This window comes from Stenotrophomonas sp. YJH_SMC_40 (assembly GCF_059368615.1).
On sequence record NZ_JCAFRX010000004.1, the window covers coordinates 18,609 to 37,830 of the forward strand.

General features: G+C 67.5%; 14 protein-coding genes. 6 read left to right on the forward strand and 8 right to left on the reverse strand.

Features of this window, described 5'->3' with window-relative positions; translation table 11 throughout:
- Nucleotides 1-65 precede the first annotated feature (65 nt).
- From AC5P6X_RS08445 to AC5P6X_RS08460, 4 genes are all read right to left on the reverse strand, one after another.
- Nucleotides 66-1,487, reverse strand: a complete 1,422-nt coding sequence (locus AC5P6X_RS08445; protein WP_049452000.1) for a basic amino acid/polyamine antiporter — start codon at nt 1,485-1,487, stop codon at nt 66-68.
- A 129-nt stretch (nt 1,488-1,616) separates the two neighbouring features.
- Complete coding sequence (locus tag AC5P6X_RS08450; RefSeq protein ID WP_005410533.1) at nt 1,617-4,454, reverse strand: TonB-dependent receptor; 2,838 nt, start codon at nt 4,452-4,454, stop codon at nt 1,617-1,619.
- A gap of 196 nt (nt 4,455-4,650) precedes the next feature.
- On the reverse strand, nt 4,651-5,301 hold the full coding sequence (locus AC5P6X_RS08455) for an energy transducer TonB (protein WP_049451962.1): 651 nt from the start codon (nt 5,299-5,301) through the stop codon (nt 4,651-4,653).
- Between the two features lie 212 nt (nt 5,302-5,513).
- Complete coding sequence (locus tag AC5P6X_RS08460) at nt 5,514-6,251, reverse strand: SIMPL domain-containing protein (protein WP_049451963.1); 738 nt, start codon at nt 6,249-6,251, stop codon at nt 5,514-5,516.
- Nucleotides 6,252-6,382: 131 nt separating this feature from the next.
- Here AC5P6X_RS08460 and AC5P6X_RS08465 point away from each other — a divergent pair, with 131 nt between their 5' ends.
- The 4 genes from AC5P6X_RS08465 to tldD are packed head-to-tail and all read left to right on the forward strand — an operon-like array spanning nt 6,383 to nt 13,862.
- A complete protein-coding gene (locus tag AC5P6X_RS08465) occupies nt 6,383-6,991 on the forward strand; it encodes a Maf family nucleotide pyrophosphatase (protein ID WP_049451964.1) in 609 nt (202 codons plus the stop codon).
- A complete protein-coding gene (gene rng, locus AC5P6X_RS08470) occupies nt 6,984-8,471 on the forward strand; it encodes a ribonuclease G (protein ID WP_005410529.1) in 1,488 nt (495 codons plus the stop codon). The genes AC5P6X_RS08465 and rng overlap by 8 nt, the downstream gene beginning before the upstream one ends.
- A gap of 30 nt (nt 8,472-8,501) precedes the next feature.
- Nucleotides 8,502-12,356 carry a YhdP family protein gene (locus AC5P6X_RS08475; protein ID WP_169448286.1) on the forward strand — a complete coding sequence of 1,285 codons (3,855 nt, stop codon included), beginning with the start codon at nt 8,502-8,504 and terminating at the stop codon, nt 12,354-12,356.
- Nucleotides 12,357-12,416: 60 nt separating this feature from the next.
- Nucleotides 12,417-13,862, forward strand: a complete 1,446-nt coding sequence (gene tldD / locus AC5P6X_RS08480; RefSeq protein ID WP_005410527.1) for a metalloprotease TldD — start codon at nt 12,417-12,419, stop codon at nt 13,860-13,862.
- A gap of 41 nt (nt 13,863-13,903) precedes the next feature.
- On the opposite strand, the gene yjgA is transcribed toward tldD, so the two are convergent.
- Nucleotides 13,904-14,491, reverse strand: a complete 588-nt coding sequence (gene yjgA, locus AC5P6X_RS08485) for a ribosome biogenesis factor YjgA (RefSeq protein WP_005414121.1) — start codon at nt 14,489-14,491, stop codon at nt 13,904-13,906.
- 68 nt (nt 14,492-14,559) lie between these two features.
- Between yjgA and pmbA the strand changes: the two genes are divergently transcribed.
- Nucleotides 14,560-15,927: a metalloprotease PmbA gene (gene pmbA / locus AC5P6X_RS08490; protein WP_049451966.1), complete on the forward strand. Its 1,368-nt coding sequence runs from the start codon at nt 14,560-14,562 to the stop codon at nt 15,925-15,927.
- An 86-nt stretch (nt 15,928-16,013) separates the two neighbouring features.
- Nucleotides 16,014-16,388 carry a DUF4870 domain-containing protein gene (locus tag AC5P6X_RS08495; RefSeq protein WP_005410524.1) on the forward strand — a complete coding sequence of 125 codons (375 nt, stop codon included), beginning with the start codon at nt 16,014-16,016 and terminating at the stop codon, nt 16,386-16,388.
- 81 nt (nt 16,389-16,469) lie between these two features.
- On the opposite strand, the gene AC5P6X_RS08500 is transcribed toward AC5P6X_RS08495, so the two are convergent.
- The 3 genes from AC5P6X_RS08500 to tilS are packed head-to-tail and all read right to left on the reverse strand — an operon-like array spanning nt 16,470 to nt 18,921.
- On the reverse strand, nt 16,470-17,348 hold the full coding sequence (locus AC5P6X_RS08500; RefSeq protein ID WP_049451967.1) for a polyprenyl synthetase family protein: 879 nt from the start codon (nt 17,346-17,348) through the stop codon (nt 16,470-16,472).
- Nucleotides 17,338-17,598, reverse strand: coding sequence for an exodeoxyribonuclease VII small subunit (locus tag AC5P6X_RS08505; protein WP_005410522.1), 261 nt, complete (start codon nt 17,596-17,598; stop codon nt 17,338-17,340). Before AC5P6X_RS08505 ends, AC5P6X_RS08500 begins: the two co-directional genes overlap by 11 nt.
- Nucleotides 17,599-17,634: 36 nt before the next feature.
- Entirely contained in the window at nt 17,635-18,921 is a 1,287-nt protein-coding gene (gene tilS / locus AC5P6X_RS08510; protein WP_193391326.1) for a tRNA lysidine(34) synthetase TilS, read from the reverse strand.
- Nucleotides 18,922-19,222: the final 301 nt, after the last annotated feature.

Sequence of the window (19,222 nt, forward strand, 5' to 3'; positions counted from 1 at the left end):
AGACCTGCATCGCAAGATGCAGGTCTTTTTTTTGCGTTGTTGTAGAGCCGAGCCCGCACTCGACTCTACAGTGCCAGCTCACCTCTGGAGAACGCTACCAGCGTAGCGATGGCCACCACCAGAATGGCGCCGAACAACACCCATTCCCAACGCGTGAATACCTGCTCACCGCGTTGCAGCCGGGTCAGTGCGAACACCACCACGCCGGGCACATACAGCAGCACCGACAGCAGCAGGTTGTCGAGGCCTCCTGCATACACCAGCCACAACGCGTAGGCACTGGCCAGCAGCGCCACAGCGAAGTCACGCCAGCGCACGCCCGGTTCACCCGCATAGGCGTCCCCGCGCCACGCCAGCTGCACGCCGAACGCGGTGGACAGGAAGTAGGGCACCAGGCTCATCGAGGCCGCCAGCAGCACCAGGCCCGTATAGCTGCCGGAGTTGACCAGCACCAGCAGCAGGAACAGCTGGATCAAGCCATTGCTCAGCCACAGCGCGTTGGCGGGCACGCCGCGCGCATTCTCGCGTCCCAGGACGGCCGGCATGGTGCCGTCGCCTGCAGCGGCGTACAGCACTTCGGCACACAGCAGCACCCAGGCCAGCAGCGCGCCGAGTACCGAAATGATCGAGCCGACGATGATCACCGTCGCGCCCCACTCGCCAACGATGGCGCGCAGCACGTAAGCCATCGACGGATTGGGCAACCCCGCCAGTTCGGCCTGCGACAGCACGCCCATCGACAGCAGGCTGACCAGCACCAGCAGCAGCCAGACGCCGAGGAAGCCGATCACCGTGGCGCGGCCGACATCGGCGCGACGGGCCGCACGCCGCGAGTAGATGCTGGCGCCTTCGATGCCGATGAATACCCACACGGTCACAAGCATCATGCCGCGCAGCTGCTGGCCGAGATCGCCGAGTGCGGGCGCGCCAAGGAAATCGGCACGGAACACATCCATGCGGAAGGCGCCGGCGGCCAGGATCAGGAACAACGTGATAGGCAGCAGCTTGGCCACCGTCACCAGGCCGTTGACGATGGCGGCGGTGCGCAGGCCGCGCAGCACCAGCAGGTGCACGGTCCAGAGAAGTAGCGACGAAGCGGCCACGGCGGCCGGGGTATTGCCTTCACCGAAGACCGGCATGAAGTGGCCGAGGCCACTGAAGATCAGCACGAAGAAGCTGGCGTTGCCGAGCACCGAGGCAACCCAGTAGCCCCACGCGGCGGAGAAGCCGATGTAGTTGCCGAAGCCTTCGCGCGCGTATGCGTAGATGCCGGTATCGAGATCCGGCCGGCGGTTGGCCAGGGCCTGGAACACGAAGGCCAGCATCAGCATGCCGGCGCCGCTGACCGCCCAGCCGAGCAGCGCCGCCGCCGGACCGGCGCTGCGCGCTACGTTCTGCGGCAATGAAAAGATGCCGGCACCGACCATCGAGCCGACCACCAGTGCGGTCAACGCGGGCAGCCCGAGGCGTTGTGATGTCACGGCCATGATGTCCCCTGCGGCGCTGATGCCGCTGACCCACGGTAGCGGTGTGCCCGTGAACATGCACGCAAGGGGCCGCAACGACGAAGGCCCGGGCAGATGCCCGGGCCTTCGAAGGTGGTGCGTTGAACGGTATTACTTGAAGGTGTACTTGGCGCCGACAGTGAAGTAACGGCCGATGGCGCCGCTGAAGTGCATCGGGTTGTAGTTCACGCCGCCATAGGTCAGCGGATCCAGCGGAGCGATGCGATCGAACACGTTTTCGACCGAAGCGCTCAGCTCGAACTCGTCGGTAACAGCCCAACGGCCGGACAGATCGAAGGTGGTGAACGAGGAGATCTTCTTCACCGGCGTGCCGTCGAAGTAGAAGAACTGGTACTTGCCGCCACGCTTGTCGGTGTTGTCCATGCTGGAGATGTAATTGGCAACGCCGCTCACGCTCCAAGGACCCTGTTTCCAGGTGGTACCGAAGTTGATGCGATCCTTCGGCGTACCGATGCAGTTGGTCACGTCGCAGTTGCCGTGCGTGCCCAGGAAGTCATCGGTGCTGCCACCGCTGGTGCGCTCGAATTTCAGCAGGTGGCTCCACTGCAGATCCATCTCCAGCTGGCCCGGGCCGATGTCGAAGGTCTGGCGGATGTCGGTGTCGATGCCGCGAACGCGCGAGGAGCTGGCGTTGATGTAGGCGGTATTGACGGCCAGGATGCTGCCGGTGCCTGCGACGCCGTTGAGCAGGTTGTTGTCGCGCAGGACATTGCCGGCACGGATCGCGTCATCGGTATCGCCCTGGGCGATCTCGTTGGTGCGCTTGATTTCCCAGGCATCGACGGTCAGCGAGGTGGAGCTGGTGGGCTGCAATACGATGCCCACCGAGTAGCTCTTCGACTCTTCCGGCTTCAGGTCCTTGTTCGGACGGGTGATGATCGCAACCGACTGCGAGCCGCAGTCGTCCGGCGAAGCACCCGGGGCCGGGTTTTCACCGTCCGGGCAACGGATCGGATCCGAGGCCGTGGAGAAGGCGGCCAGGCCACCGTCTCCGTTCTCGGCCGGGTTCGGTGCACGGAAGCCTTCGGCGTAGCTGGCGCGCAAGGCGATCCAGTCGGCCGGCGTCCACTTCACGCCCAGCTTCGGCGTGGCCTTGCCTTCACCGCTTTCATACTTGTCGTAGCGCAGTGCAGCGGACAGTTCCAACTGCTCCAGCACCGGTGCCGACAGTTCGACGTAACCGGCGTACACGTTCTGCGTGCCGTCATAGGCCGAGTAGCCCAGGCCGATGATGTCACCCGTGTCGGTGTAGGTCTGCGGGGTCAGGCTGTTGCTGGTCTTGCGCCATTCGGTACCGATCGCCAGGCCCAGCGGCCCCCCCTTCAGATCCATCAGGCTGCGCGACACGGTGAAGTCGAACATGTCCAGGCTGGACTTGGCGCGTGCGCTGATCTTCGGCGAGATGTAGTCGTACAGTGCCTTGGAGTTCAGGTTGGCATTGTCACCGATGCGCCACACGCCACCGGCACAGTTCGCGTCGCCCAGCGCGCACTTCACGGCGCTGTAGCGCAGGAAGCCGGTGCGCTCGTTGACCAGGTCGGTGCCCGAATGCAGGTAGGCGGTGTCATAACTCCAGTCGCCCCAGTTGCCCTTGACGCCGACCAGGAAGCGGTTGAACTCGTTGGTGTTGTCGGTCACGCGCGGGCCGACATCCCAGGCGCTGTAGCGCAGGCGCAACGGGCCGTTGCCCAGGCCGGCAGGCCGGTCAGGATGATTCGGGCCGAGCACCACGGCACCGTCGCCGCTGTTGGCGTTGACCGGGCCACCCGGGTAGCCCCAGCCGCCGGAAACACCGGACGGCGTGTTGCTGAAGGTGGTTTCCTTCTTCGAGTAGCCGATTTCGGTGTAGATCTCGCCGCCCTCGCCGAAGGCGAAGCTGGCACGTCCGAACACGTTGACGTACTTCTCTTCCGGCGAAATGTCGCGGTACAGCTGCGCCGGATCCCACAGGCAGCCCTGCGCGGCCACCGAAGCATCGGTCTGGCCACCAATGGTGGTCAGGCCCTGGCAGCCCGGCAGCGGTACCAGCGTCGCCGGATTGGTCTCGGTGACATTGCGGTCGTCATACACCGAACCGTTCGGTCCGACACCGCCACGGGTCCTGCCGCTGAGGAAGGCGCCGCCCAGGAACTGTGCATTGTTGCCGTAGCCCCACTGGCGGGTGTCGCCGGTGCCGATCCACTTGCGGTTCTTGCGGTCGCTGATCTTGATCGCGTCGCTCTTGCCGACGTCCAGGCTGAAGAAGGCGTTCCAGCCGTCGGTGGCCATGTCGCCGGTACCGGCGGTCAGGGTCGCCTTGCGGGTATCGCCGTCGCCGTCGCCGGAGACGCCATAGGAGCCACGCAGGATGGCGCCCTGGAAATCACTGCGCAGGATGATGTTGACCACGCCGGCGATGGCATCGGAGCCATAGATCGCCGAGGCGCCGTCCTTCAGCACTTCCACGCGTTCAACGGCGTCGAGCGGGATGGTGCTCAGGTCGGTGAAGACCTTCTGTCCATCATCGGCCAGGCCATAGGTCGCCATGCGGCGGCCGTTCAACAGGACCAGGGTCGAGCCCGCGCCCAGGCCGCGCAGGGAGATGCCGGCGCCACCGCCGGCGAAGCCGTTGCCGAATGATTTGGGAATCGAGCCGGCGCCGTTGGCGGTGATGGTCTGCAGGTATTCGGCAACCGTGGTCTTGCCGGTGCGGTCGATTTCCTGGCGGGTCACCACCTGCACCGGGGACGGTGTTTCGGTGTTGGTGCGCGGAATGTTCGAACCGGTAACCGTGATGCGGTCCAGGTTGGTGGCCTTCTCCTGCGCGAAGGCGGAGGTGGAAGCCACGGCGCCAACCAGCAGCAATGTGCCGCCGGTAAGGATGTGGGTGATGGACGATGCCAGGGTGCAGCGGCGGCGGCTGGCGGGCCGTTGGATCAGGTGTTTCACAGCTTCTCTCCTAACTGGAAAACCGTAGCGTTGAGGGCTGTCTCCGGAGTGTCCGGGACGGGCCAATCTAGGTTTCCGACGGGTGACGAAGTCGTGAAATTTTGCTTAATCCGTAACGTTTGAACTGGAACTTTGCCGAGTTTGGCAGTTCGGTCCCGAAGGCCGGTCCGACAGGCGGTCGGACCGGCCCGGGTCGTCAGTCCGGCAACGAGAACTGCACCGGCACCAAACCGATGGCCGGTACCGCTACACCATCACGCTGGGCCGGTTCAAAGCGCCAGCGCTTGAGCACCTGCTGGCGTGCAGCCTGGTCCAGGTGGCGCGAGCCACTGCTGCGCTCGATGCTGACCGCGACCGGCTGGCCGCTGCTGTCGACCTCCACCCGCAGCAGCACCGTGCCCTGCTCATGGTTGCGCAGTGCGGCGACCGGATAGGCCGGTGGCGGGGCACTGCGGTATTGCAGCTGGGCGCCGGCCAGCGGTGCATGGGTGTCGATGCTCGGCGCGAGTTGCGGCGGGGCCTGTTCGGCGGCCGGCAGCATGATGCCCTGCGTTTCCTCCACGGTCGCGGTTGGGGCCGGCAGTGGCGGTGTCGCCGGCTGTGCCTGCGGTTTCGGCACGACCCGGGCGATTTCCTTCGGTTCCTGCAGCACCGGTGGGGGCGGCGTTGGCGGGATCTTCTCGATCAGCCTGACCGTGGTCTTGTCACGCGGGACCTGCACGCCCTGGTAGGTCGCCGGGATCAGCAGCAACAGGAACGCGAGCAGGTGCAGGGCGATGGCCGCGCTCCAGGCGGTAACGCGGGCGGGGTCGAAGTGTGGGGATGCAACGGGATACGTACGAACCATGGTCCACCTCCATGCCAGTGACGAAGTCCTCAACGCACCAGGGCCCGTGGCGGGGTTGCCGCACGCGGCTGGCAGCCAATCATTAACGCCAGGCCCCGGCCACTGCCTAGAGGCAGGGGCAGGATCGTTGGGCTGGCCTTCAGCCAGGCGCCCTGGCCCATGAAAAAGGCGGGCCCCGCGGGACCCGCCTCTGTCTACCGGAACGGATGGGATCAGCGACCCAGCTCGAACACCACGTCCAGGTTGACCGAGACAGTGGATTCGCCCGGGGCGACCGGCGTGGCCTTGTCCATCGCCGCGCCGGCGGCCATGGTCCGCATCATCGGCATCGGGCGGTAACCACCGCCGGCATTCTCGGAGATGCTGACGATGCGGCGCACCTGAAGGCCGAGCGACTTGGCATAGGTCTGGGCGCGGGCCTGGGCCTTCTTCAGCGCGGCCAGGCGCGCTTCGTCATAGACCGGTTCCGGCTGGTCGATCTCGAAGCTGGGGCCGTTGATCTGGTTGGCGCCCTGCGCAGCCAGCGCGTCCAGCACCTTGCCGAGCTTGGCGATGTCACGGACCTTCAGGCTGACCGTGTTGCTGGCCTGGTAGCCGGTGATCTTCGGCGCTTCGTTGTCGGCATAGCGGTACTGCGGATTGAGGCTGACGCCGCTGGTCTGCACGTCGCGCTCGGCGATGCCGGCGGCCTTGATCGCGGCCAGTACCTTGTCCATCTGCTGGGCGTTCTGGCGCATGGCGCTGTTGCCATCGGCGGCCTGGGTGACCACACCGGCCGACAGGGTGGCCACGTCCGGCACGCGGGTGGCTTCGGCATTGGCCGAAATGTTCAGCAGCGTGCCTTCGGCCGCGGCGGCGATCGACGGCGACGACGGGTCGGCATGGGCAGTCATCGAGGTTCCAAGGGCGAGGGACAGGGCAAGCAGCAGCGGGGTGGCGGTCAGGCGCATGGAGAACTCCTTGTTGTGCCGTTGAGGGTGGTGTCGTAGCGATGAACGCGCTGTGAGCCCGTTCGGGGTTGAACGCGTTCCGGGACGGGTTGCCGACGATTCAGGTGGCGGCCTCAGGTTATGCTGTGCCGATGCTCTATCTTGCTTCCCGCTCCCCCCGACGCAACCAGTTGCTGGCCCGACTCGGACGCCCCTTCCAGGCCCTGGACCTGGAGGTCGTCGAGCAGCGCGCGCCCGCTGAAAGCGCCGAACAGTATGTGTGCCGGGTCGCCGCCGACAAGGCGCGCGCCGGCCTGGCCCGGGTGCTGGCCAATGATCCGCAGGCGCGGGTGCTTGGCTCGGACACCGAAGTGGTGCTGGACGGCGAGGTCTTCGGCAAGCCGGCCGACGCCGCCGGCGCACGCGCGATGCTGGCGCGCCTGGCCGGGCGCACCCACCAGGTGATGACTGCGGTGGTGGTGGTCGGCGCCGACGGGCTGGACAGCGAACTGGTCATTTCCGAAGTGACCTTCGCCCCGATCGCCGCCGCCGACATCGCCGCCTATGTCGCCACCGGCGAGCCGTTGGACAAGGCCGGGGCCTACGCCATCCAGGGCGGGGCCGAGCGCTGGATCGAACATCTTTCCGGCAGCTACTCCGGCGTCATGGGGCTGCCATTGCTGCATACCGATCGTCTGCTGGCGCGCTGTGGCGTGCCGGTCCCCACTGCCGATGCCGCCAGGGAGGCTGCCGATGTCTGAGGAAATCCTGGTCAATGTGACCCCGCGCGAGACCCGGGTCGCGGTGATCGAGAACGGCATGCTGCAGGAACTGCACATCGAGCGCGGTTGGCGCCGGGGTGTGGTCGGCAACATCTACAAGGGCAAGGTGCAGCGGGTCATGCCCGGCATGCAGGCCGCGTTCGTCGAGGTAGGCCTGGAGCGCGCCGCGTTCCTGCACGCCAACGACGTGGTGCGCCCGGCCCCGGTGGCCAGTGCAGACACCGAGAACACGACCCTGCCGCCGCCGGCCAGCGTGCCCATCGTCGAGCTGCTGCGTGACGGCCAGGACATCGTGGTGCAGGTGGTGAAGGACCCGATCGGCACCAAGGGTGCACGCCTGACCACCCAGATCAGCATTCCGTCGCGCTACATGGTGCTGCTGCCGCAATCCAAGGTGGTGGGGGTGTCCGCGCGCATCGAGGATGAAGCCGAGCGCGCCCGCCTGAAGGCCCTGGTGACCGAGCTGTCTGCGCAGCATGGCGGCTACGGCTACATCGTGCGTACCAATGCCGAGGGCCAGCCGGCCGAGGCCATCGCCGAGGACATCGCTTACCTGTCGCGGGTCTGGAACGTGGTCGAGCGCCGCGGCCGCGAAGCGGCCTCGTGCAGCAACATCTATGAAGACCTGAGCCTGCCGCTGCGTTCGGTGCGCGACCTGATCCGCAAGGACGTGGACAAGGTGAAGGTGGACTCGAAGGAAACCTTCGCGCAGCTGCAGGCGTTCGTGGCCAAGTACATGCCGGTGCTGGCCGAGAAGCTGGAACTGTATTCAGGCGATCGCCCGATCTTCGACATGTTCGGGGTGGAGGACGAGATCGGCCGTGCGCTGGACAAGCAGGTGCCGCTGAAATCCGGTGGTTACCTGGTGATCGACCAGACCGAGGCGATGACCACCATCGACGTCAATACCGGTTCGTTCCTCGGCCAGCGCAACCTGGAAGAGACGGTGTTCCGCACCAACCTGGAAGCGGCACAGGCGGTGGCCCGCCAGCTGCGCCTGCGCAACCTGGGCGGCATCATCATCATCGACTTCATCGACATGGACGATGCCGAGCATCGCCGCCAGGTGCTGCGCACCCTGGAAAAGGCGCTGGCCCGCGACCATGCCAAGACCACGGTGTACGACTTCTCGCCGCTGGGGCTGGTGGAGATGACGCGCAAGCGCACGGTGGAAAGCCTGGAGCGCCAGCTGTCGGAAACGTGCCCGCAGTGCAGTGGCCGTGGCAGCATCAAGACCACCGAAACGGTGACCTACGAGATCTTCCGCGAGATCACCCGTGCCGTGCGCCAGTTCGATGCCGCACGCCTGCTGGTGATCGCCTCGACCAAGGTGGTCGCGCGCATCACCGACGAGGAATCCTCGGCGGTGGCCGAGCTGGAGGAATTCCTCGGCAAGAGCATCCGCTTCCAGGCGGACGAGCAGTACCTGCAGGAGCAATTCGATGTCGTTCTGCTCTGATCCTCGCCGGCCGCAGGCCGGCGGTGGCCGATGAGCGCGCCGCCGCGCCTGCGACTGCGAAGGATCCGCCGTCATTTCATTGCCGCCTGCGCGGTAGGCCTGGTCGGGCTGGCACTGCTGGTGGGTACCCTCAGCCAGCTGCTGCCGCTGGCCGAGCGTCACCCCGACAGGATTGCCGCCTGGCTGAGTGAGCGTGCCGGCCAGCCGGTGCATTTCGACCAGCTGCAGACGGCCTGGACCCGGCGTGGTCCGCTGCTGCAGCTGAAGGGCCTGCGCATCGGCGCCGGTCAGGGCCTGGCCATCGGCGAGGCCGAAGTGCTGGTGTCAATGTACAGCGGGATGCTGCCTGGTCGCTCGCTGACCGAGCTGCGCCTGCGTGGCCTGGCGCTGGACCTGCAGCAGGGCGAGGACGGCCGCTGGTCGGTGCGCGGCCTGCCACAGTCCAACACCAGCGGTGACCCGCTGGACGCGCTGCGCCGGCTGGGCGAGCTGCAGGTGATCGATGGCCGCCTGGGTGTGCATGCACCGGGACTGGGTATCGATACCACCCTGCCGCGTATCGATCTGCGCCTGCGCGTCAATGGCGACCGCCTGCGTGTGGGCGTGCGTGCCTGGGCGCAGACCGATGCCCTGCCGCTGACCGCAGTGCTGGACGTGGACCGCGCGCGCGGCAACGGGCAGGCCTGGCTGGGTGCCGATCCTGTTGATTTCCATGCCTGGTCGCCGTTGCTGGCAGCTGGTGGCGTGCGCCTGCGCGAAGGCAAGGGTGAGCTGAACCTGTGGCTGACCCTGCGCGACTTCGCGCCGGTGGCGCTGACCACCGATTCGGACCTGCGTGACGTGCGCGTCGACGGTGCACCGATGCCCGACGTGGCAACGCCGCGGTTGCAGCTGCAGCGCTTGCAGGCGCGCCTGCGCTGGCAGCGCCAGGCCGACGGTTGGGCGCTGCAGGTACCGCGCCTTCGTTTGAAGACCGAAGACGGCGAACAACAGCTCGATGGCCTGCAGTTGCAGGTTGGCAGGCAGCTGCGGGTGAGTTCCGGCGAAGTACAGGCCGGTACGGCGCTGCGTGCGCTGGCGCTGAGTGATCGCCTCGAGCCAGGCCTGCGCTATTGGTTGTTCCTGTCCAAACCGCAGCTGGATGTGCGAGAGCTGCAACTGGCCGGCGAACGTGATGGCCCGTTGCGGGCACAGGGCGAGCTGCAGTCGCTGGGCTTTGCCAGCGTTGGCAATTCTCCGGGTCTGCGCGGCCTGGGGGGACATTTCGAGGGCGACGCCGATGGCTTCAGCCTGCAGCTGCATCCGCAACGGCAGCTGCAGTTCGATTGGCCCACCGGCTTCGGCGTGCGGCACGACCTGCACCTGGCGGGCCAGATCGTGGGCTGGCGTGACGAGGCCGGTGGCTGGCGTATCGGCACTGCGGCGATGCGCGTGGAAGGCACCGACTACGCGGCCGATGTGCGCGGTGGTGTCTGGTTCCAGGGCGACGGCACGCGGCCCTGGCTGCAGTTGGCGGCCAAGCTGGACAATGTGCCGATGACGGCGGCCAAGCGCTTCTGGATCCACTCCAAGATGAGCAAGGGCGCCACCGACTGGCTGGACATGGCGCTGGCCGGCGGCCAGGTGCGCAATGGCGTCGGCCTGGTCAGCGGTGACCTGGACGACTGGCCGTTCGACAACAACGATGGCCGCTTCGAGGCCACCGGCCATATCACCAACGGCGACATCCGCTTCCAGCACGACTGGCCGCTGATGCGCCAGGTCGACGCCGATATCGCTTTCATCGGCCCCGGCTTCGACATGCATGGGCGCGGGGACCTGGCCGGTGTAGCGGTGCAGAGATTCGAGGCGGGCATCCAGGACTTCGGGCAGCAGCCGCTGTACGTGCGTGCCGATGCGCAGAGCGAGGCCGGCAGACTGCTGGCAATGCTGCGGCAGAGCCCATTGCACAAGGACTATGGCGACACCCTGGACAACCTCACGGCTGCGGGCCCGGCGCATGTGACCTTCGACCTGCTGCAGCCGCTGCACCACGATGAAGGCGGCGGTCACCTGCAGGGCACGGTCGACCTCAATGGTGTGAAACTGGTGGACAAGCGCTTCCAGCTGGCCTTCGACAACATGCATGGGCAGGCGCGCTACAGCAATGGTGGCTTCGGTGCCGAGGAACTGGCGGTGCGCCACCTCGGTCAGGACGGCCGCTTGAGCCTGCGTGCCGGCGGCTACGTGCACGACAGCAGGCTGGCGTTCGAGTCGCAGCTGACGGCCAACCTCGACGCCGGTGTGCTGATTGACCGCGCCCCGGAAATGGCGTGGCTCAAGCCCTATATCGCGGGTAACTCGCCCTGGACCATCGCGGTCAACCTGCCCAAAGTCGCACCGGGAGCGCCCGCACCGCCCAGCGAACTGCGCCTGAGTTCGGATCTGGTGGGAACCCGCCTGGACTTGCCGGCACCGCTGGACAAGCCGGCCACCGAGCCGCTGGCGACCACGGTGGCCGCGCAGCTGCCGATGGGCGCTGGTCGCATCGATGTGGCCTTTGGCCAGCGTCTGGCCCTGGCCGCGCGCAGCCACAACAACCGCACCGGTGTGCAGGTCACCCTGGGCAGCGACCATGCCGATCGCGAGCCGCCGCCTAGCGGACTGTCCGTCAATGGCCGCAGCCCGACTCTGGATGCGCTGGAGTGGATCAGTCTGGCCCGTGGTGGCAACGACGATGACGGCATGCCGCTGCGTGCAGTGGACGTGCAGGTCGGCAAGCTGATGCTGATCGGCGGCGTCTTCGAGCAGACCCGGTTGCAGCTGCAGCCGGGACCGCAGGCGCTGGACGTGCGCCTGGATGGACCTTCGCTGGCCGGTCGCCTGACCGTACCCAACGCCGAAGGAGGCACCATCAGTGGCCGACTCGACCGTGTGCACTGGCAGTCGCTGCCGCCGGCGCCGGGCGCGGCCGCGCCAGCCCGGGTGCAGGCCGGCGCCAACGACATGGACCCGGCCAAGCTGCCGCCGTTCGCGCTGGACATCGCCGACCTGAAGTTCGGCAAGGTGGTGCTGGGCCAGGCGGTGCTGCGTACGCGGCCGCTGGCCAATGGCCTGAACGTGGACGAGCTGCGCTTCCGCGCGCCCGACCAGGAAATCGACATCAGCGGTCGCTGGCTGGGTCGCACCGGTGGTGCCCGCACCGAGCTGACCGCGCAGGTGCGCAGCGAGGACCTGGGCGGCCTGATGCAGAACCTCGACTACGGCGGCCAGCTGCGTGGCGGCTCTGGCCAGGCGCAGCTGCTCGCCTCCTGGAGCGGGGGGCCGTCGGACTTCCAGCTGGCCAATCTGCAGGGCAGCCTTGATCTGCACGCGCGTAATGGCCAGCTGCTGGAGCTGGAGCCTGGCGCTGGCCGTGTGCTGGGCCTGCTCAGCGTGACCCAGCTGCCGCGGCGCCTGATGTTCGACTTCCGCGACTTCTTCTCCAAGGGCTTCGCGTTCAACCAGGTCGACGGCAGCGTGCAGTTCGGGCAGGGCATGGCCCGCACCGACAAGGTACTGATCGAAGGCCCGGCGGCGAACATCACCATCCGCGGCCAGGCCGACCTGCGCAACCAGCGGTTCGACCAGACCATCGATGTCAACCCGCGCGCCGGCAACCTGCTGACGGTGGTCGGCGCGGTGGCCGGTGGCCCGGTGGGCGCGGCGCTCGGCGCGGCCACCAATGCGGTACTGTCCAAACCGCTCGGCGAGATCGGCGCCCGCACCTACAAGGTGACCGGTCCATGGAAGGAGCCGAAGGTGGAAGTGATCGAACGCAGCCGCGACAAGACCCCGCCAGCGCCCGCGCCGCGCCCGGCCCCGGCCGTTCCGCCGCCCGTTACCGACCTGCCACGCTCACGCTGAGCGTGGACCTCCTGTTCACGGGGCTTGCCTGAGCGCCCCAGCACCCCCAGATCGAGAACCATGACTGATATCGCCCTGACGCTTGCCCAAGATCGCCTGCTGCGCCCCGGCGGGCTGGATACCGATGGCCTGGAGCGCACCTTCGGCCAGCTGCTCGGCCCCGGTGTGGACTTCGGCGACCTCTATTTCCAGCACGCCCGCCGCGAGAGCTGGAGCGTGGAAGACGGCATCGTCAAGGACGGTGCCCATTCCATCGAGCAAGGTGTGGGCGTACGGGCGATGTCCGGCGAGAAGACCGGATTCGCCTACTCCGACGACATCCATGCCGACGCGCTGCTGGCCGCGGCACAGTCGGCGCGTGCGATTTCGCGCGAGGGTGGCGCGCAGTCCGGGCGCTCGCTGCTGCGCGGCAATTCACGCGCGCTGTATCCGGCGCTGGATCCCATCGATGGCGTCGGCAACGAGGCAAAGGTCGAGGTGCTGAAGCGCCTGGACGGCTACCTGCGTGCCGCCGACCCGCGCGTGAAGCAGGTGATGGTGAGCCTGTCCGGCGGCGTGGACACGGTGCTCATCGCGCGCAGCGACGGCGTGCTGGGCGCTGACGTGCGCCCGCTGGTGCGCCTGAACGTGCAGGTGATCGTCGAGCACAACGGCCGCCGCGAGTCCGGCTATGCCGGTGGCGGTGGCCGCTATGGCTACGGGGAACTGTTCGCTGATGGCCGCCCGGAAGCGTTTGCGCGCGAGGCCCTGCGCCAGGCGCTGGTGAACCTGGACGCCGTGCCGGCGCCGGCCGGCGTGATGCCGGTGGTACTGGGACCTGGCTGGCCCGGCGTGCTGCTGCATGAAGCGGTCGGCCACGGCCTGGAAGGCGACTTCAACCGCAAAGGCACCAGCGTGTACGCCGGCCGCATCGGCGAACGCGTGGCGGCACCGGGCGTGACCATCGTCGACGATGGAACCCTGGACGGGCGTCGCGGTTCGCTCAACATCGACGACGAAGGCCACCCGAGCCAGTGCACCACGCTGATCGAAGACGGCATCCTGGTCGGCTACATGCAGGACAGCCTCAATGCACGCCTGATGGGCATGGCACCGACCGGCAACGGGCGTCGCGAATCGTTCGCGCACCTGACCATGCCGCGCATGACCAATACCTACATGCGCGCCGGCCAGCACGACCCGCAGGAAATGATCCGCTCGGTGAAGAAGGGCCTGTATGCAGTGAACTTCGGCGGCGGCCAGGTCGACATCACCAGCGGCAAGTACGTGTTCTCGGCCACCGAGGCCTACCTGATCGAGGATGGCCGCATCACCGCGCCGGTGAAGGGGGCGACCCTGATCGGCAACGGTCCGGAAACCATGCAGAAGGTGCGCATGGTCGGCAACGACCTGGCCCTGGACGAGGGCGTGGGTATCTGTGGCAAGGACGGGCAGAGCGTGCCGGTGGGTGTCGGCCAGCCGTCGCTGTTGATCGAGGGCATCACCGTCGGCGGTACCCAGGCCTGAGCCGGGCGATGGCCAGCGCCACCGCCCGCTCCAGCGCGGACTCAGTCCTCGTCGGCCTCGTCGGCTTCGACGTGGCCAGCGTCTTCGGCGCTGGCCTTCAGGCCGAGCGCCGCCGGCAGCATCAGTGCGCGCAGCACCTGGTAGATCTCGCGATAGGCACGCGGCGGCTTGTTCTTCGCCTTCTCGGCCTGCGCATTGCGCACCAGCGTGCGCAGCTGCTGGCGGTCGGCCTGCGGATAATCGTCCAGCAGGGCGGCCAGCGCCTTGTCACCTTCGGCCAGCAGGCGCTCGCGCCAGTCTTCCACGCGGTGCATCATCGCCACTTCGCGGCGGCCGGTTTCGCTGTTGGCATCCAGCGCATCGCGGATCGCATCCAGCGTGGCTTCTTCTTCGCGGCGCATGTGCTTGGCCAGGAACGCCAGCTGGCGCTTGTGGGCGATGTGCGCGGTGATGCGCTTGCACTCGGCGATGTGCGGCAGCAGGTCTTCCGGGATCGGCAGGCGCGCCAGCTGGGCCGGTGTCAGCGACACCAGTTTTTCGCCCAGGGCCAGGACGTCGAGCGCGTCGCGCCGGTTCTGGCTGCGGCTCTTGTCGTGGAATTCACCGGTTTCTTCGTCGCGTCCGCGCATCGTCCATACCTGATTTCAAAAAAAGTCGCCCGGCGTGATGCCGGGCCCAACCCGTACAGGATAAAGCATTGAACGTGATCGCCCCTGAAGCCGCCGTCGGCGACGACAGCCCGGCCCGGCTGGAACGGCTGGCCGACCTCTCCCAGCAGCTGCTCGACCGCGCCCGCGCGCTGGGCGCCAGCCAGGCTGAAGTCAGCTGCAGCGAAGACCGTGGGCTGGAGGTGAATGTCCGCCTCGGCGAGGTCGAAACCGTGCAGTCCACCCGCGACCGCGGCATCGCCGTCACTGTGTATTTCGGCCAACGCAAGGGCAGCGCCAGCACCGGCGACCTGAACGAGGCCAGCCTGGCGGCCACGGTCGAGCAGGCCTGCGCCATCGCCCGGCATACCGAAGATGACGCGGCCGCCGGCCTGGCCGAGGCGGCGCTGATGGCCACCCACTTCCCGGACCTGGACGGCTGGCACCCGTGGGCGCTGCAGGCCGACGAGGCGGTGGACCTGGCCCTGGCTTGCGAAGCCGCAGGCCGTGAGGCCGATGCGCAGATCCGCAATTCCGACGGCGCCTCGGTGTCGAGCATGCAGAGCCTGTCGGTCTATGCCAATTCGCATGGTTTCATCGGCCGTGAGCGCGGCACCCACCATTCGGTCGGTTGTGCGCTGATCGCCGGACAGGGCGATGGCATGCAGCGTGACGGCTGGTACACCAGTGCGCTGGCTCGCGAGGACCTGGAGGACGTCGGCCTGGTCGGACGTCGTGCCGCCGAGCGTACTGTCGCCCGCCTGCAGCCACGATCGCTGGCCACCGGCAGCATGCCGGTGCTGTTCGCCCCGGAAGTGGCGCGCAGCCTGGTCGGGCACCTGCTGTCGGCGGTGTCCGGCGGTGCTCTGTATCGCCAGGCCAGCTTCCTGCTGGACAGCGTTGGCCAGCAGCTGTTCCCGGACTGGATGCAGATCGAGGAACTGCCCCACCTGCGTCGTGGCCTGCGCTCGGCCGCCTTCGACGGCGACGGCGTGGCCACCCGGGCCTCGGCTCTGGTCCGCGACGGCGTGCTGCAGCGCTATGTGCTGGGCAGCTACTCGGCACGCAAGCTGGGCCTTCAGACCACCGCCAACGCCGGTGGCGTGCACAACCTGCAGTTGGCGGCCAATGCCGGCCCGCTGCAGGACATCGCGCGGCAGATGGGCGATGGCCTGCTGGTGACCGAGCTGATGGGGCAGGGCGTGAACGGCGTGACCGGCGACTATTCGCGTGGCGCGGGTGGCTTCCGGGTCGAGAACGGCGAGATCCAGTACCCGGTGGACGGCATCACCATCGCCGGCAACCTGCGCGAGATGTTCAGCAGCATCGAGGCGGTCGGCAGCGACGTTGATCCCCGCTCGCACATCCGGACTGGTTCGATCCTGTTGGGGCGGATGACCATCGCAGGTAATGATTGATGCCGTCGATGGCGTAAGCTATGCCCGCCTGACGCAATCAGCTGGTGCTGGTTGGTCAAGACCACCCAATGAAAAGGAGTTTTGTCGTGAGTGAATTCGATAACGTCCCGCCGCCGCCACCGGCCACCGCCGACGTTCCGGCCGACCAGCGCACCATGGCCCTGGCCGCGCACCTGCTGGGCATCTTCACCGGCTTCATCGGCGCGCTGATCATCTGGCTGATCAACAAGGACGATGCTGGCAAGGCCTTCGTGACCGACCAGGCCAAGGAAGCCCTGAACTTCCAGATCACCGTGACCATCGCCATGGTCATCAGCATGATCCTCACCATCGTGATCATCGGCGTGTTCCTGGCCCCGATCGTCGGCATCATCAGCCTGGTGTTCAGCATCATCGCTGCGGTCAAGGCCAACAACGGCGAAGCCTATCGCTACCCGTTCGCGCTGCGCCTGATCAAGTAGGATCGTCCGCACGCGGAACTGAAAACGCCCGGCACTGCCGGGCGTTTTCGTGTGCGGGGAATGCCGGGCCGCGTGCAGCGATCAGTGATCGCGTTCCACCGCCAGCGTCGCCAGCGCGCGCAGCGCGTCGGCTTCCTCGCCATACCCGGCCAGGATCGACTGCATGCGCGCTGCGAGCTCGTGCAGCTGGGCCTTTGCGCCGTCCATGCCAAGCAGGGCGGGGAAGGTGCTCTTGTCCTGCGCCTGGTCCTTGCCGGCAGTCTTGCCCAGCTGTTCGGAACTGGCTTCGACATCGAGGATGTCATCGCGGACCTGGAAGGCCAGGCCGAGTGCATCGGCGAAACTGTCGAGCTGGGCCAGCTGCGGTTCGTGGGCCTGGCCGCACAGCGCGCCCATGCGCACTGCCGCGCGGATCAGCGCGCCGGTCTTCAGCGAGTGCATGCGGGTCAGCGCCGCCAGCGTCTGCTGCTGGCCGGTGGCATCGATGTCCAGCGCCTGGCCGCCACACATGCCGGACGCGCCGGAGGCGTGGGCCAGGGTCTGCAGACAGGCGACGCGCAGGGTAGCCGGCAGCGGCGCATCGGCCAGCAGGCCGAAGGCGCGGGTCTGCAGGGCGTCGCCAGCAAGGATCGCGGTGGCTTCGTCGAAGGCGATGTGGGTGGTGGGCTTGCCGCGACGCAGGGCGTCGTCATCCATCGCCGGAAGGTCGTCATGCACCAGCGAATAGGCATGGATCAGCTCGACGGACATGGCCGCCGCATCCAGGCTTTCCGGCTGCGCACCGAACAGGTGACCACTGGCGTAGACCAGCAGGGGCCGCATGCGCTTGCCGCCACCAAGCACCGAATAGCGCATGGCCTGATGCAGGCGCTGCGGCGCCTCGGCAGGCGAGGGCAGGGCGGCATCGAGCTGGCTTTCGATACGGTCGCGCCAGCGCGCGAACAGAACCTCAGCCGTCATGGCTGGGCGGGTCGAAGGGCTCGGAGGCTTCCGGCTGCGCCGGATCACTGAGCAGGCGCACGCGCAGTTCGGCCTGCTCCAGCGCCTGCTGGCACTGGCGGTACAGACCGACACCACGCTCGTAAGCACTGAGCGAAGCTTCCAGGCTCAGCTCGCCGGTTTCCATCTGCTCCACCAGCTGCTCCAGCGATTCGAGCGACTGCTCGAACTGGGCGACGGGGGAGGCGTTTTCGGGGGACTTCTTGGCCATGCGGCAAGTGTGGACGGGCCGCGCGCGGGGGTCAATTCACCAGCCGCCCGGGCGCCACTGCAACTGCGCGTCATGCGCCTGCAACCAGGCCTGCAGCGGTGCGGCGATGACCAGGTCGGCGGCGGCCAGCAACTGCGGGCCATCAAAGATCAGCGGCAGCTGCGCGCGTCGCCAGGGGGCGAGGTGCTCGCGTTGCAGGCAGTCCTTCAGCGCGTGCGAATGCTGGCGACCCGGCAGCAGGATGCGCTCGCCGCCCACGCGTGCACGGACCTGCAGTGGCTGTTCGAAAGCGCCGGCGCCCAGCAGGCTCAGCTGGCCGCCGTCGGGCAATGGCAGCGGTGCACGGCCATCCCACACGGCCTGCCAGTCGAGGGGCAGCGAGGGCAGCCGGGCCGGCAGCAGATAGGCGTGGTCGCGCCATTGCTGGATCACGTGCTGCTGCCAGCGCACACGCGCCTGGCGGTCGGTGTCGGCCGGCAACAGCTCTTCCAGCGCCTGCTGCAACACCGAGGCCGGCAACGGTGCCGCATCATGGCCCAGCACCCACGCGCGCAGCACGCGTGCCGCGCGGCGCGGCGACATCTGGCGCAGCAGTTCCAGTGACAGCACGCGCGGTGCCACTTCCAGATGCGCGATCAGCTCAGCGTCTTCCTCGTCCAGCAGTTCGCGGGTCTGCCGGCAATGCGTCGCGCTGCCCGCCAATGCTGCAGCCGCATGCGGCCAGCGCTGGCGCAGCAACGGCAACACCTGCAGGCGCAGGAAGTTGCGATCGGCGTGGTCTTCCGCGTTGCTGGGGTCTTCGATCCAGCGCAGCGCGTGCTGGCGCGCGTAGTCGAGCAGTGCACTGCGTGGTACCGCCAGCAGCGGGCGCCACAAGGGATGTTCGCCAAGGCGGCTGTGCGTGGACATCCCCGCCAGGCCATCGACGCCGGAAGCGCGCAGGGCGCGCAACAGGAGGGTCTCGGCCTGGTCGTCCTGGTGCTGCGCCAGTGCCAGCGTTTCGCCGTCGCGCAGCTCAGCCGCGAACGCGGCACGTCGTGCCTGTCGCGCGGCACCTTCGGTGCCCAGGCCTGTGCCGTTCTCGACCTGCACGCGGTGCACGGCCAGCTCAATGCCCCAGGCGTCGCATTGCTGCTGGCAGTGCAGCACCCAGTCATCCGCATCGGGCTGCAGCCCGTGATGCACGTGCACCGCGCGCAGGGCGGTGCCGGAAGTCTGCGCGCAGCGCCACAGCCAGTGCAGCAGCACGGTGGAGTCGACGCCACCGCTGTAGCCCACCAGCAGCGGCGCATCCAGCGGAACGAGGGCAGGGAAGGCAGTCACGCTGGCAAGTATAGGGTGGGGTTTACTTGGCAGGGCTGCGCCCTGCACCCGCTACGAGCCAGAGCAACAGCAACAGCAACGGCAGAAGCTGGTTTCCTGAAGGTTGGCCGGGTGGGTCCGGTTGCGGGAGACGCCGTAAACCCGTCCTTGGGGGCTTGGCCGCGGCATCCATGCCGCGGACACTCCCGCAACCGGACCCACCCCGCCTTCGACAGTTTCCTGCGAACTGTCGGGTTGCTCATGGGGTCAGATCCGTTTTCCTGCGGAAAACGGATCTGACCCCGATTTATTTCGATATTTG

Coding starts and splice junctions, on each gene's coding strand:
- AC5P6X_RS08500 (WP_049451967.1), bottom strand. CDS start 17,348: ATGACGGCTGAGGTTCTGTTCGCGCGCTGGCGCGACCGTATCGAAAGC.
- AC5P6X_RS08460 (WP_049451963.1), bottom strand. CDS start 6,251: ATGCGCCTGACCGCCACCCCGCTGCTGCTTGCCCTGTCCCTCGCCCTT.
- AC5P6X_RS08445 (WP_049452000.1), bottom strand. CDS start 1,487: ATGGCCGTGACATCACAACGCCTCGGGCTGCCCGCGTTGACCGCACTG.
- AC5P6X_RS08505 (WP_005410522.1), bottom strand. CDS start 17,598: ATGGCCAAGAAGTCCCCCGAAAACGCCTCCCCCGTCGCCCAGTTCGAG.
- rng (WP_005410529.1), top strand. CDS start 6,984: ATGTCTGAGGAAATCCTGGTCAATGTGACCCCGCGCGAGACCCGGGTC.
- AC5P6X_RS08455 (WP_049451962.1), bottom strand. CDS start 5,301: ATGGTTCGTACGTATCCCGTTGCATCCCCACACTTCGACCCCGCCCGC.
- AC5P6X_RS08475 (WP_169448286.1), top strand. CDS start 8,502: ATGAGCGCGCCGCCGCGCCTGCGACTGCGAAGGATCCGCCGTCATTTC.
- yjgA (WP_005414121.1), bottom strand. CDS start 14,491: ATGCGCGGACGCGACGAAGAAACCGGTGAATTCCACGACAAGAGCCGC.
- tldD (WP_005410527.1), top strand. CDS start 12,417: ATGACTGATATCGCCCTGACGCTTGCCCAAGATCGCCTGCTGCGCCCC.
- AC5P6X_RS08465 (WP_049451964.1), top strand. CDS start 6,383: ATGCTCTATCTTGCTTCCCGCTCCCCCCGACGCAACCAGTTGCTGGCC.